Origin of the sequence: Pseudomonas sp. MF6776 (assembly GCF_016613125.1) — a bacterium.
Classification (GTDB): Bacteria; Pseudomonadota; Gammaproteobacteria; order Pseudomonadales; family Pseudomonadaceae; genus Aquipseudomonas; species Aquipseudomonas iridis.
In genome coordinates, this window is sequence record NZ_JAENSQ010000023.1 from 44,794 (window position 1) to 58,510 (window position 13,717).

Consider the following 13,717-nt stretch of genomic DNA (forward strand, 5'->3'; position numbering starts at 1 on the left):
TTATGGGTGATCGGCACGATTACGTGGCCCTCGAATGGGTCAAGGGCGAAATTGCCGAAACGCTGAAACAGGCGCATCAGGCGATCGAAGCCGTGCTCGATGATCCGCAGGCCTTTCCCGGGCTCGACGAGTGCTTGAGTTACATCCATCAGGTCCACGGCAGTTTGCAGATGGTCGAGTTCTACGGCGCGGCGTTGCTCGCCGAAGAAATGGAACATCTGGTCGAAGCCCTCCAGCACGAGCGCGTCAGCCATCGCGACGAAGCTCTGCACCTGCTGTTACAAGCCTTGGGGCAATTGCCGATTTACCTTGAGCGTGTGCAAAGCGCCCGTCGCGATCTGCCGCTGGTGGTCTTGCCGTTGATCAATGATTTGCGCAGCGCCCGCGGCGAAAGCCTGCTCTCGGAAACCAGCCTGTTCAGCCCGCAACTGCCGGAACTGGCGCCGCTGAGTGAAGAGGCGCTGGCGCTGCTGGAACCGGCCGAACTGCCGAGCGTACTGCGCAAGTTGCGCCAGACGCTGCAAATGGCGCTGGTCGGGTTGCTGCGTGAACAGGATGATCACACTCACCTCGATTATCTGGCCAAGGTCTTCAGCCGTCTCCAGGCGCTAAGCGGCGATGCGCCGTTGAGTCCGTTGTGGCAAGTTGCATCGGCATTGGTCGAAGGCATGCGTGAGGGTGTGATCGCCAACAGCCCGGCGCTACGCAGCCTGTTCAAGGATGCTGACAAAGAGCTCAAGCGCCTGCTCGAACAAGGCCTGCAAGGGCTCAATCAGCCGCCGCCTGCGGAGCTGCTCAAAAGCCTGTTGTTCTATATCGCCAAAGCCGAAAATCCCACCGGGCAGATGCTGACCATGAAAGATCGCTACTCGCTGGATGATGCTTTGCCCGACAGCGCGATGGTCGACGAAGAGCGCGCGCGCCTGGCCGGTCCCGACCGCGATGCGATGCGCTCGGTGCTCGCGGCACTGTGCGAAGAACTGGTGCGGGTCAAGGAGCGGCTCGACCTGTTCGTGCGCAGCGACCGCCAACATACGTCCGATCTGGAAAGTCTGCTGGCACCACTGCGGCAGATCGCCGATACCCTGGCCGTGCTCGGTTTCGGCCAGCCGCGCAAAGTCATCATCGACCAATTGGCGGTGGTCTTGAGCATCGCCCAAGGCCAGCGTGAACCGAACGACGCCGTTCTGATGGACGTCGCCGGTGCCTTGCTCTACGTCGAAGCGACCCTGGCCGGGATGGTCGGCACCGTCGAACCGGAAAGCCCGGAAGACGCGCGCCTGCCGACCACCGACCTCACGCAGATTCATCAGATCGTGATCAAGGAAGCACGCATCTGCCTGCAACAGGCCAAGGACATGATCGTCGACTACATCGACGCCGACTGGGACCGCCAGCACTTGCAACCACTGCCTGCACTGCTGACTCAAGTGCGCGGTGCACTGGCGATGATTCCGCTTGCACGTGCGGCGAGTCTGGTCGAGGCCTGCAACGGTTTTATCCGCGAACATCTGTTGCTCGATCCGCATGAACCGGGTTGGGAGCAGTTGGACAACCTGGCCGATGTCATCAGCAGTCTTGAGTACTATCTGGAACGCTTGACCGACGACCCGCTGGCGCCCGGCGAGCAACTGCTGGATATCGCACAGAAGAGTCTCGCCAGCCTCGGTTTCTTTCCCAGCGAGCAGCCCGGTGAGGTCCATGTACCGGTGCTCGACGACGTGCTCAGTCCCAGCGAAGCACTGGTGATGCAGGACGCGCAGTCGCTGGACGATCCTGAAACTGTACAGTCGCTGGCCGAGGTCCTGGCCAGCCCGGTGTCGGTGCTCAACCCGCCCGCGCGGATCACGCCCGGCAGCCTGATGCCGCCACCGGCGGATGAAGAACCGGTGGATGACGAACTGCGCGAAGTGTTCCTCGAAGAGACCGACGAGGTTCTCGATGTCCTTCACGAATACCTGCCGCGCTGGTCGGCCAATCCGCAGGATCACGCCGCGCTGACCGAACTGCGCCGCGCTTTCCACACCTTGAAAGGCAGCGGACGCATGGTGCGGGCGCTGATTCTCGGCGAACTGGCGTGGGCCGTGGAAAACCTGCTCAACCGCGTGCTGGAACAAAGCGTCGAACCCGGCTCGGTGGTCCAGCAACTGCTGACCGACACGGTGTTGTTGCTGCCGGAACTGATCAGCGAATTCGCCACTAATCGCCAGCGTCAGCGCAGCGATGTCGATCAACTCGCCGCGCGCGCCCATGCCTTGGCCAAGGGCGACGAACCACTTTCCGCCGAGGACGTTGATGACGTCGCGGCGCTCGATCCATTGTTGCTGGAGATCTTCCGCAACGAAGCCGAAACCCATCTCGCCAGCCTCAACCGCTTTCTCGATCAGGCCGCTGAACACGTGCCGCTGCAAGCCAGCGACGAATTGCAGCGCGCCTTGCACACGCTCAAGGGCAGCGCGTCGATGGCGGGTGTGTTGCCGATTGCCGAACTGGCCGCGCCGCTCGATCAACTGGCCCGAGAGTTCAAGGCGCATCAACTGCCGCTCGACCTCGATGAAGTGGAATTGCTCCTCGAAGCCGAGGGCCTGTTCCGTGTCGGATTACGTCAGCTCAAGCATGATCCGCTGGCGCCGATTGTCGGCGCGCAGTCACTGATCAAACGCACCGAAGCGCTGCTCGCCGAGCGTCTGGAATCGATCCTTAATGCGCCGAACACCGGCCTTCGGATCAAGCGTGATCCGCAACTGATCAACAACTTTCTTGCGCAAGGCATGGACATCCTGCTCGACGCCGAAAGCCTCTTGCAGCGCTGGCAGCAACACCCCGGCGAACGGCAGGAATTGAGCGCGCTGCTGGATGAACTGACCACCCTCGGCGAAGGCGCGCACCTGGCGGATCTGCTGCCGGTCGATGTGTTGTGCGAAGCCTTGCTCGACCTGTATGGCGCTGTGGAAGAAAGCAGCCTGGCGGTCAGCGACCGGTTCTTCCACGAGGCGCAGAACGCCCACGAAGCGCTGATCAACATGCTCGACGAGCTGGCCGCAGGCCAGGAAGTCACGCCGCAGCCTGCGCGGATTCGTGCGTTGCACGACTTGCTCGATGAAAGTCTCGATCCCTCGTCCATGGGCCTGATCCGCAGCGACGGCAGCCGCACCTTGAGCATCCGCGAACTGGGCGCCGCGACCGCTGAGCTTGCACAATCCACGTCTATCCCAGCGCCTGACGACGAGATCGTCGACATCTTCCTCGAAGAGGCCGTGGACATTCTCGACAGCGCCGGGCAAGCCTTGCAGCGCTGGTTGAACGACCCGGACAACGCCGCGCCGCTGTCCTCGTTGCAGCGCGATTTGCACACCCTCAAGGGCGGTGCGCGGATGGCTGAAGTCGAAGCCATTGGGGATCTGGCCCAAGAGTTGGAAAGCCTTTACGAAGGCCTGGTTGATCGGCGCCACAGCCACAGCGAAGCCCTCGGTCGCTTGCTGCACAAGAGCCATGAGCGTTTGGCGCTGCTGCTGGAACAGCTGCAAGACCATCAGCCGCTGAACCCGGCGCAGGATCTGATTGAGGCGATTCGGCAGTTTCGCCAAGGTTCGTCCGCCAGTGTCGAAACGGCGCAACCTGCCGTCGATCACGAAGGTGCCGGGCACGATCCGGAGTTGCTGGAAATCTTCCTCGAAGAAGGTTTCGACATCATCGAAAACTCCGGCGCCGCGCTACTGCGTTGGCAGGCCGAACCGGGCAATCGCCAGGAAGTGGAAACCCTGCTGCGCGATCTGCACACCCTCAAAGGCGGCGCGCGGATGGTCGAGATCGGCCCGATCGGCGACCTTGCCCATGAGCTGGAATACCTTTACGAAAGTCTCTCCGCCGGCACGTTACAAGCGTCGACCGAGTTGTTCGCATTGGTCCAGCGCGGCCACGACCGACTGGCGCAAATGCTCGATGCCGTGCGTGCCGGGCAACCGTGCCCGCCGGCGGATCGGCTGATCAATGCGATTCAGAATTTCAGTCATCCAGCGGCGCTGGAAACCCCGCCGCCGGTGCCGCTTGCGGTCAAGAGCGAGACCGCGCCACCTGCCGTCGACGTCAGCGCTGACATGGTCAAGGTCTCCGCCGAACTGCTCGACGAACTGGTCAACCTGGCCGGGGAAACCTCGATTTTCCGCGGGCGTATCGAACAGCAAGTCAACGACGCGCAGATAGCGCTCAACGAGATGGAAACCACCATCGAGCGTATGCGCGATCAACTGCGTCGCCTCGACACCGAAACCCAGGGACGGATTCTCAGCCGGCAGCAGGTCGATGCCGAGCGCCTTGGCTATGAAGAATTCGATCCACTGGAAATGGACCGTCATTCGCAGTTGCAGCAATTGTCGCGAGCGCTGTTCGAATCCGCCTCGGACTTGCTCGACCTCAAGGAAACCCTCGACCGACGCAACCACGACGCCGAGAACCTGCTGCAACAACAGGGACGGATCAACACCGAATTGCAGGAAGGCCTGATGCGTACACGCATGGTGCCTTTCGAACGTCTGTTGCCGCGCCTCAAACGCATCGTCCGTCAGGTGGCTGAAGAGCTGGACAAGGACGTTGCGTTCGTCGTCGGCAATGCCGAAGGCGAGATGGACCGCAACGTCCTCGAGCGCATGGTCGCGCCGCTGGAACACATGCTGCGCAACGCCGTCGACCATGGTCTGGAATCTGCCGAGGTACGCCAGGCCTGCGGGAAACCGACGCAAGGACAGATCAGCCTCGACCTGTCGCGCGAGGGTGGCGACATCGTTTTCGACATTCGCGACGATGGCGCGGGTGTGCCGCTGGAAGCCGTGCGGCGCAAGGCGATAAAGCGCGGCTTGCTGGCTCCCAACGCCGAGATCAGCGACCGCGATGTGTTGCAGTTCATCCTTCAGCCGGGGTTTTCCACCGCGGAAAAAATTACCCAGATTTCCGGGCGTGGCGTCGGCATGGACGTGGTTCACGAGGAGGTCCGCCAACTGGGCGGCAGCATGAGCATCGACTCGGTGCCGGGGCAGGGCGTGCACTTCCGCATCCGTTTGCCGTTCACGGTGTCCGTCAATCGCGCGTTGATGGTGCAGTGCGCAGAGGATCAATACGCGATTCCGCTGAACACCATTGAAGGCATCGTCCGCGTCTTGCCGAATGATCTCGAAGGGCATTTCCGTCTCGACCCGCCGAGCTATCAATACGGCGGCCAACGCTATGAGTTGTGCTATCTGGGCGAACTGCTGAAAACCGCGCCACGGCCGAAACTGCTCGGCCAGAATCTGCCGTTACCGGTGCTGCTGGTGCATTACAACGACCGGCACATTGCGGTGCAGGTTGATGCCATGGCGGGTACTCGCGAGATTGTGGTGAAGAGCCTCGGCGCGCAGTTCGCGGCGGTGCAGGGCGTGTCCGGCGCGACGATTCTCGGTGATGGTCGGGTCGTGTTGATTCTTGATTTGCTCGCGCCGATCCGCGCGATGCAGGCGCGCGTTACGCAGCATCCGACGCGCCCGGAAATCGACAGCGAGTCGCAGAAACCGCTGCTGGTGATGGTGGTCGACGACTCGGTGACGGTGCGCAAGGTCACCAGCCGTTTGCTTGAGCGACACGGCATGAACGTACTGACCGCCAAGGATGGTGTCGACGCCATGCTCCTGCTCGAAGAACACATGCCCGACCTGATGCTGCTCGACATCGAAATGCCGCGCATGGACGGTTTCGAAGTGGCGACCCAGGTACGCAACGACGAGCGCCTGCAACACCTGCCGATCATCATGATCACCTCGCGCACCGGGCAGAAACACCGCGACCGCGCCATGGCCATCGGCGTCAACGACTACCTCGGCAAGCCGTACCAGGAATCGGTGCTGCTCGAAAGCATTGCCCACTGGAGCAAGAAACATGCATGAGCGCCGGCACAACCCGCGCACCAGCCAACTTACCGGGCTGCTGCTGCCACTGGCGGATCGCAATTTGATCCTGCCGAACGTGGCAGTCGCGGAGCTGATCGACTATCAGGCCAGCGCCTTCGATCTGGATACGCCACCGTGGTATCTGGGGCGGGTGATGTGGCGTGAGCGGCAGATTCCGCTGTTGAGTTTTGAATCTGCGTGCGGGCAAAAAATCGTGATTGGCGAGCGGGCGCGGATCGTCATCCTCAATGCGCTGGGCGGGTTGCCGGAGCTCAAGTTCATTGCGCTGCTGGTGCAGGGGATTCCTCGGTCTTACAAACTCGACAGTCAGTTGAGTTACGTTGATGTGCCGTTGTGTGCGCTGGAGCAGGCAGCGGTGCAGGTGGGGGAGCAGGTGGCGAAGGTGCCGGATTTGTTGGCACTTGAGCAGTTGTTGGTGGAGGCGGGGCTTGTCCATTGATCCAGCATTTGTGGTGTGTTGACTGACGCCTTCGCGAGCAGGCTCGCTCCCACATTGGATCTTCAGTGAACACGGATTTTGCTTTCGACTCAGATCCCCTGTGGGAGCGAGCCTGCTCGCGAAGGCTGCAGTTGCATCACCCAAATCTGACAGGCAACTCCCTGAGTTCTGTAGCGATTTTGCTTACGATCCAGATCCCCTGTGGGAGCGAGCCTGCTCGCGAAGGCTGCAGCTGCATCACCCAAATCTGACAGGCAAATCCCTGAGTTCTGTAGCGCTATAAACCACTCGCATCCGAGATGTTTAAAGACACTCGGTGTTACGCCCGGGAGCCTACAAATCCTTGCGCCGCTGCCTACGCATGCACCAGAATCCGCCGGCTTGTGCGCCCAGGGCTGGCTGCGTAACTTGGATCGGGTCACTGATTCGCAGTGATCGGGTTTAGCAGCCCGTGGTTAATCTAAGGGTGCACACACATCATCAGTCAGGCTCAACGCCTGAGTTCGATGGCGGCTGTGCGCAGGGCGCTTCGGCGCGCCGGCTTCCTTAGGTTCCCCGGTCTGCTAACCTGCGTTCAGCTGCCACCCCTTCTTTTAGCAGAGAAGCGGTTCCAGCTTTATTCCGGAACCTGAAGATGATTAAACCAACGCCTAACCCGCCGGTCACAGACCCGGCATCCCCCTACGAATCGCCCGATTCCAAGAAACTCCACGAAGCCGCCGAGCGCGCCCTCGACCATTACCTCGGCCCACCGACCGCCGAAATCATGGCCGCACCCTACAAGCCCAACAAGCTGTACATGACCGCCCCCGAAGCTGATACCGAGTCTCTCCTGGCAGATGCCAGCGAAACACTCGGCTCGGCCACCGTCATGCTGCACAACCATGTGGCGATGGTCGAAGGCACCCACCGCAAAACCCTGCAAGGCATCGCGCAAGTGGTGATGCTGGCGGAGCTGGCGGTTAATCGGGTGCTCGACACGTTAGTGCCAACCGAGTAAGCCAAAAGCCCCTCACCCCAGCCCTCTCCCGGGGGGAGAGGGGGCCGACCGAGGTGTAGCGCGTTTTACATCGACCTGAACAACCGAGTCGATTATGGATTCGGTAAAGCACAATCAGGTCGGCATATTTCTTGAGTATCCCCCAATCGGTCCCATCTCCCTTCGGGAGAGGGCTAGGGAGAGGGGGCTCTTGATCATTACGCCAAGCGTAACGTTTCACCACCCTGCTTGATTGATGCCCCCCCACTCACACGCCTAACTTAGCTCCACGACAGCGAACCCGTGGAGTGAGCATGACAACAACAATTTCCCCCGACTCGCGCTGGACGCGGCGGCGCGATGAGAAGCAGCGCCGTCTCGACAAGGTGCGTGGGCTGGCCGACGGTGTGGTGTTGCCCACCGACAAGATCGTCGCGGCGCTTGAGGCGTTGATCCTGCCCGGCGACCGTGTAGTGCTGGAGGGCAATAACCAGAAGCAGGCGGACTTCCTCTCTCGCTCTCTCGCCAAGGCTGATCCCGAAAAGCTCCACAACCTGCATATGATCATGCCCAGCGTCGGCCGCTCCGAGCACCTCGACCTGTTCGAACGCGGCATCGCTCGCAAGCTGGATTTCTCCTTCGCCGGCACCCAGAGCCTGCGCATCAGTCAGTTGCTTGAGGACGGGTTGCTGGAAGTCGGCGCGATCCACACCTACATCGAACTCTACGCACGGCTGGTGGTGGACCTGATTCCCAACGTCGTGCTCTCGGCCGGATTCATGGCCGACCGTGCCGGCAACATCTATACCGGCCCAAGCACCGAAGACACCCCGGCGCTGATCGAACCGGCAGCGTTCAGCGACGGCATCGTCATCGTCCAGGTCAATCAACTGGTCGACGATGTCAGCGAACTGCCCCGCGTGGACATTCCAGCGTCATGGGTCGATTTTGTGGTGGTGGCCGACAAGCCGTTCTACATCGAACCGCTGTTCACCCGCGACCCGCGTCACATCAAGCCTGTGCATGTGTTGATGGCGATGATGGCGATCCGCGGCATCTACGAAAAACACAACGTGCAGTCGCTCAACCACGGCATCGGTTTCAACACCGCGGCCATCGAACTGATCCTGCCGACCTACGGCGAATCCCTTGGGCTCAAGGGCAAGATCTGCCGCAACTGGACGCTCAACCCGCACCCGACGCTGATCCCGGCGATTGAAAGTGGCTGGGTTGAAAGCGTGCATTGCTTCGGCACCGAACTGGGCATGGAAAATTACATCGCCGCGCGGCCAGACGTGTTCTTCACCGGTCGCGATGGCTCGCTGCGTTCCAACCGGATGTTCTGCCAACTGGCCGGGCAGTACGCGGTGGATCTGTTTATCGGCGCGACGTTGCAGGTCGATGGAGACGGCCATTCTTCCACCGTTACCCGTGGCCGACTCGCCGGGTTCGGTGGCGCACCGAACATGGGCCACGACCCGCGTGGCCGCCGCCACGGCACGCCTGCATGGCTCGATATGCGCCACGACGACTCGCTGCAACCGATGCTCGAACGCGGCAAGAAACTCGTGGTGCAAATGGTCGAGACGTTCCAGGAGGGCGGCAAACCGACCTTCGTCGAAACCCTCGATGCGGTGGAAGTGGCGAAGAAGAGCGGCATGCCGCTGGCGCCGATCATGATTTACGGCGACGACGTGACCCACCTGCTGACCGAAGAAGGCATCGCTTACCTCTATAAAGCGCGTTCGCTGGAAGAGCGCCAAGCGATGATCGCAGCCGTTGCGGGCGTCACCGCCATTGGCCTGCGCCACAACCCCAAAGACACCGAGCGCATGCGCCGCGAAGGCCTGATCGCCTTGCCCGAAGACCTCGGCATCCGCCGCACCGACGCCACCCGCGAACTGCTGGCGGCGAAGAGCGTGGCCGATCTGGTCGAGTGGTCCGGCGGCCTCTACAACCCGCCCGCCAAGTTCAGGAGCTGGTAATGCACGCATTCAACCTGCAAACGAAACCTCTGAGCCTGGCCGAGCGACTGGCGGATCTGGCGGTCGACGCATTGATCGACGAAGCGGATCTGTCACCGAAACCGGCACTGGTGGATCGTCGTGGCAACGGCGCGCATACCGATCTGCACCTGGACCTGATGCACGCTTCGGCGCTGTCATTGTGGCCAGCGTTCAAGGAGATGGCCGAAGCGGCTGTCGACATCGGCGAAGTCGGTTTGCCGTTGCGTGAAGCGGTTGGTCGGATTGGCCGTGAAGGCGAGCAAGCGATGCTCGCAACCACTCACGGCGTGAATACCCATCGCGGCGCGATCTGGGCGTTGGGCCTGATCGTGACAGCGGCGGCACTGGACGCGAAATCCAGCAAGGCCGGTGCTGTTTGCGTCAGGGCCGCACGTCTGGCGCTGCTCGATGATCGCTACGCACCGCGCCCGCTAAGTCACGGCGCACAAGTCGCACTGCGGTACGGCGCACGCGGTGCTCGCGAAGAAGCGCAACTGGGTTTTCCTTCGGTGCTGCAACGCGGCTTGCCGCAACTCAAAAGCAGTCGCGCCCGTGGTCACGGCGAACAGAACGCCCGGCTCGACGCTTTGCTGGCGATCATGACTGACCTGGCCGACACCTGCGTGCTCTATCGCGCCGGCGAAGCGGGGTTGCAAGCCATGCAGCAAGGCGCGCAAGCGGTGCTGGATGCCGGCGGTAGCGCCAGCCTCACCGGCCGCCGACGACTGCACGAACTGGATCAACAACTCATCGCATTGAATGCCTCGCCCGGTGGCGCCGCCGACTTGCTCGCCGCCACGCTACTGCTCGACCGAATCGAGCGCGACGGCCTCTTTCAGGGAGCGTTTTGATGGAAACCCTATCGTTTGAATTCCCCGCCGGGCCGCCGCCACGCGGTCGCGCGCTGGTCGGTTGTGTTGGCTCGGGCGATCTGGAAGTGCTGATTGAACCGGGACTGGCCGGCAAGTTGACGATCAACGTGCAGACCTCGGTCAACGGCGCGCAGCAGCGCTGGCAGCACTTGTTTGCGCGGATGTTCGACGGCACCACGCCGCCCGCCATGGCCATCGATATCCACGATTTCGGCGCGACGCCGGGTGTGGTGCGGTTGCGTCTGGAGCAAGGTTTCGAGGAGATCGGCCATGACTGACAGCGCAGCGCTTTTGCACAAACACAGCTTCGTTGAACTCGGCGCGCGGCAACGGGCGAAAGCCTTGCTCGATGCCGGTACCTTCCGCGAATTGCTTGACCCGTTCCAGCGCGTCATGTCGCCATGGCTTGAACGCCAGGGCGTGGTGCCGCAGGCCGATGACGGTGTGGTGATCGGCAAGGGCAGCGTTGATGGCCTGCCGGTGGTGATCGCCGCCATCGAAGGCGCGTTTCAGGGCGGCAGCCTCGGCGAAGTCGGCGGGGCAAAAATTGCCGGCGCGCTGGAACTGGCCGCCGAGGACAACCGCAAAGGCATCCCGACCCGCGCCATATTGCTGCTGGAAACCGGTGGCGTGCGTTTGCAGGAAGCCAATCTCGGCTTGGCGGCGATTGCCGATATTCACGCGGCAATTGTCGATTTGCAGCAGTACCAACCGGTCGTCGGTGTGGTGGCGGGCAGCGTAGGTTGCTTTGGCGGCATGTCGATTGCCGCTGCGCTGTGCAGCTATCTGCTGGTGACCCAGGAAGCACGCCTTGGCCTGAACGGCCCGCAAGTGATCGAGCAGGAAGCCGGGATCGAAGAATACGACTCTCGCGACCGGCCATTTATCTGGAGCCTGACCGGTGGCGAGCAGCGTTTCGCCAGTGGGTTGGTGGATCGTTATGTCGCCGATGATGTGGCGCAGATTCGTCAGCAGGTCGGCGAATTACTGCAGCAAGGATTGCCGACGCAACAGCGCAGTCAGCGTGCCGAGTGGTTCCTGCAGCGTCTGGCCAGCCTCGACACTGACAAGCAAATCGAGCCTTCGGTGGTTCGCGATCTGTATCAAGGAGAGCGCTCATGAGTAGCTATTCCGTGCGCGGTTTGAACTGGTTCAACGCGTTGAGCGCTGGCGCCGTAGAGGTCGAAGGGTTGCCGTCATCGTTGAAAGTTGCCGATGGCCAGCTCGGGCGTTTTATCGCCGTGGTCGCTGACCCGCACAATCGTTTTCCCCGTGCTCGAAACGGTGAAGTCGGGCTGTTGGAAGGCTGGGGTTTGGCCAAGGCTGTGGATGACGCGATCACTGCTGACCGCGACAAATCACAGAAACGCGCACTGATCGCCATCGTCGATGTACCAAGCCAGGCCTATGGTCGTCGCGAAGAAGCGCTGGGCATTCATCAGGCTTTGGCCGGTGCTGCGGACAGTTATGCCCGCGCACGTTTGGCCGGGCACCCGGTGATTGGGCTTCTGGTGGGCAAAGCGATGTCCGGGGCGTTCCTTGCCCACGGTTATCAGGCCAACCGTTTGATTGCCCTGCGCGATCCCGGCGTGATGGTGCACGCGATGGGCAAGGCGTCGGCGGCGCGGGTCACGTTGCGCAGTGTCGAAGAACTCGAAGCACTGGCCGCCAGCGTGCCGCCGATGGCTTATGACATCGACAGCTATGCCAGCCTCGGCTTGCTCTGGGAAACCCTGTCGGTGCAGCAGATCGAGCAGCCGACAGCGGAGGATCTGGCCCGGGTGACTGAATGCCTGAACCAAGCGATCAACGATGTCAGCAGCAATGATCTGAGCGGTCGTCTCGGTGCGAACAATCGTGAAGCTTCCAGCCGCGTGCGCGAACTGCTGAGGGCGCAGTGGTGAACATGCCTCTGGCCCACGACCTGCTCTGGGGCATGACGCCTGCGCAGTTGCCGGTGGATGCGCCGCAGTGGGCGGTTGAATCGCTCAGGGTCGGGCAGCCGGTGGTGGTGCGCCGGGCAATGAGCGCTGATGGTTTTGTTGCCGTTGGCGTGCGCGGTGTTTTGCGCGAGCAGCGGTTGGCGGCGTTCATGGCAGTCGATTCGATTGCCTGTCGGGTCAGTCCGGAAGCGCTTTGTCATGTCGACAGTGATCGCGACGTGCCGGCCCTGCGCGCGCTCGAACAGTTGCGGCCGATGCTCGATGATTGCGGTTGGGTCTGGGGCGTCAGTGGCAGTGCCGGGTTTGAACTGGCCAGTGGCTTTGCGGCGATGCATGAGGGCAGCGATCTCGATCTGATCCTGCGTACGCCGCACCTGTTGGCGCGTAATCAGGCGCGCGAACTGGTAGCGCTTTTCGATCAGGCAGCCTGCCGGGTCGACATGCAATTGCAGACGCCATTCGGCGCGGTGGCCCTGCGCGAATGGGCTGGCCCCTCAGCGCGGGTGCTGCTGAAAAACGCCCATCAGGCGTGTCTGGTGGCAGATCCATGGAATGTGCAGGAGCAGGCAGCGTGAGCAGCCTTTTGGTGTTCCCAGGCCAGGGCGCGCAGCAACCGGGCATGCTCCAGCGGTTGCCTCGGGAAACCTTGGTCGAGGCCAGCGATGTGCTCGGTGAGGACGTGTTGCTGCTCGACTCTGCCGAAGCGTTGCGCACGACAAGGGCGGTTCAGTTGTGTCTGTTGATCGCAGGCACAGCCGCTTCGCGGCAACTGCTGCAGCACGGACTCACGGCGGATTACGTCGCAGGTTTGTCCATCGGCGCTTACCCGGCAGCGGTGGTGGCGGGTGCCTTGAGCTTCAGCGATGCACTGCATCTGGTCAGCCTGCGCGGTGAGTTGATGCAGCAGGCTTATCCACAGGGCTTTGGCATGACCGCGATTATCGGCTTGCAGTTGTCCACAGTCGAAGCGTTGCTGGTGCAGGTTCACAGCGCCGAAACGCCGGTTTATCTGGCCAACATCAACGCCGATAACCAAGTGGTCATTGCTGGCAGTGACAAGGCGATGCAAGCGGTTGCCGAACTGGCGCGCAGTCGTGGCGCAGGGCTGGCGAAGCGTCTGGCGGTCAGCGTGCCGTCGCATTGTCCGCTGCTGGATCAACCGGCTCAGACCCTCGCTGAAGCCTTCGCCAAAATACAACTGCAAACCCCGCAAATCGCTTACCTGAGTGGCAGCCGGGCGCGCCCGGTGACTAAGGTCGATGCCCTGCGCGACGACCTCGCTTTCAACATGTGCCGCGTAGTGGACTGGCGCGGCACCGTGCAAAGCGCCTACGAGCGCGGCGTGCGGCTACAGATCGAACTGCCGCCCGGTGCGGTGCTGACCGGGCTGGCGCGCCGGGTGTTCGAATCAGGCACTGTCACTGCCTTCGACAGTGCTCGCCTCGACACCTTGCAGGCGCTGTTGCGTGAGGAGGGAAGCCGCCGAACCTAAAACGCCGACTCAAGCTTCGAACAACAAAAACAACATTCGACGATGCA

The 13,717-nt window shown here is 62.0% G+C and carries 10 protein-coding genes; all 10 read left to right on the forward strand.

Annotated elements, in window-relative coordinates:
- Positions 1 to 2: 2 nt before the first annotated feature.
- The 10 genes from JJD74_RS22400 to mdcH all read left to right on the forward strand — a co-directional run bounded on the left by JJD74_RS22400 (position 3) and on the right by mdcH (position 13,670).
- A complete protein-coding gene (locus JJD74_RS22400) occupies positions 3 to 5,915 on the forward strand; it encodes an Hpt domain-containing protein (protein ID WP_200616847.1) in 5,913 nt (1,970 codons plus the stop codon).
- Positions 5,908 to 6,378, forward strand: a complete 471-nt coding sequence (locus JJD74_RS22405; RefSeq protein WP_200616848.1) for a chemotaxis protein CheW — start codon at positions 5,908 to 5,910, stop codon at positions 6,376 to 6,378. The genes JJD74_RS22400 and JJD74_RS22405 overlap by 8 nt, the downstream gene beginning before the upstream one ends.
- Positions 6,379 to 7,012: 634 nt before the next feature.
- The gene (locus JJD74_RS22410; RefSeq protein WP_200616849.1) at positions 7,013 to 7,378 is read left to right on the forward strand and encodes a DUF6124 family protein; all 366 of its coding nucleotides are present in this window, start codon (positions 7,013 to 7,015) and stop codon (positions 7,376 to 7,378) included.
- A 293-nt stretch (positions 7,379 to 7,671) separates the two neighbouring features.
- A complete protein-coding gene (gene mdcA / locus JJD74_RS22415; RefSeq protein WP_200616850.1) occupies positions 7,672 to 9,342 on the forward strand; it encodes a malonate decarboxylase subunit alpha in 1,671 nt (556 codons plus the stop codon).
- A complete protein-coding gene (locus JJD74_RS22420; protein ID WP_200616851.1) occupies positions 9,342 to 10,214 on the forward strand; it encodes a triphosphoribosyl-dephospho-CoA synthase in 873 nt (290 codons plus the stop codon). The genes mdcA and JJD74_RS22420 overlap by 1 nt, the downstream gene beginning before the upstream one ends.
- Entirely contained in the window at positions 10,214 to 10,513 is a 300-nt protein-coding gene (locus JJD74_RS22425) for a malonate decarboxylase subunit delta (RefSeq protein ID WP_150601960.1), read from the forward strand. Before JJD74_RS22420 ends, JJD74_RS22425 begins: the two co-directional genes overlap by 1 nt.
- Complete coding sequence (locus JJD74_RS22430) at positions 10,506 to 11,357, forward strand: biotin-independent malonate decarboxylase subunit beta (protein WP_200616852.1); 852 nt, start codon at positions 10,506 to 10,508, stop codon at positions 11,355 to 11,357. Before JJD74_RS22425 ends, JJD74_RS22430 begins: the two co-directional genes overlap by 8 nt.
- On the forward strand, positions 11,354 to 12,139 hold the full coding sequence (mdcE, locus tag JJD74_RS22435; protein ID WP_200616853.1) for a biotin-independent malonate decarboxylase subunit gamma: 786 nt from the start codon (positions 11,354 to 11,356) through the stop codon (positions 12,137 to 12,139). The genes JJD74_RS22430 and mdcE overlap by 4 nt, the downstream gene beginning before the upstream one ends.
- Positions 12,133 to 12,753, forward strand: a complete 621-nt coding sequence (locus tag JJD74_RS22440) for a malonate decarboxylase holo-ACP synthase (RefSeq protein ID WP_115147120.1) — start codon at positions 12,133 to 12,135, stop codon at positions 12,751 to 12,753. The genes mdcE and JJD74_RS22440 overlap by 7 nt, the downstream gene beginning before the upstream one ends.
- Positions 12,750 to 13,670: a malonate decarboxylase subunit epsilon gene (mdcH, locus tag JJD74_RS22445; RefSeq protein WP_200616854.1), complete on the forward strand. Its 921-nt coding sequence runs from the start codon at positions 12,750 to 12,752 to the stop codon at positions 13,668 to 13,670. The genes JJD74_RS22440 and mdcH overlap by 4 nt, the downstream gene beginning before the upstream one ends.
- The last annotated feature ends 47 nt before the right edge of the window (positions 13,671 to 13,717 follow it).

Bases quoted from the DNA above. Each gene is read 5' to 3' on its own strand.
- mdcA (WP_200616850.1), top strand. From the start codon at position 7,672: ATGACAACAACAATTTCCCCCGACTCGCGCTGGACGCGGCGGCGCGAT.
- JJD74_RS22430 (WP_200616852.1), top strand. From the start codon at position 10,506: ATGACTGACAGCGCAGCGCTTTTGCACAAACACAGCTTCGTTGAACTC.
- JJD74_RS22420 (WP_200616851.1), top strand. From the start codon at position 9,342: ATGCACGCATTCAACCTGCAAACGAAACCTCTGAGCCTGGCCGAGCGA.
- JJD74_RS22405 (WP_200616848.1), top strand. From the start codon at position 5,908: ATGCATGAGCGCCGGCACAACCCGCGCACCAGCCAACTTACCGGGCTG.
- mdcE (WP_200616853.1), top strand. From the start codon at position 11,354: ATGAGTAGCTATTCCGTGCGCGGTTTGAACTGGTTCAACGCGTTGAGC.
- JJD74_RS22400 (WP_200616847.1), top strand. From the start codon at position 3: ATGGGTGATCGGCACGATTACGTGGCCCTCGAATGGGTCAAGGGCGAA.
- JJD74_RS22425 (WP_150601960.1), top strand. From the start codon at position 10,214: ATGGAAACCCTATCGTTTGAATTCCCCGCCGGGCCGCCGCCACGCGGT.
- JJD74_RS22410 (WP_200616849.1), top strand. From the start codon at position 7,013: ATGATTAAACCAACGCCTAACCCGCCGGTCACAGACCCGGCATCCCCC.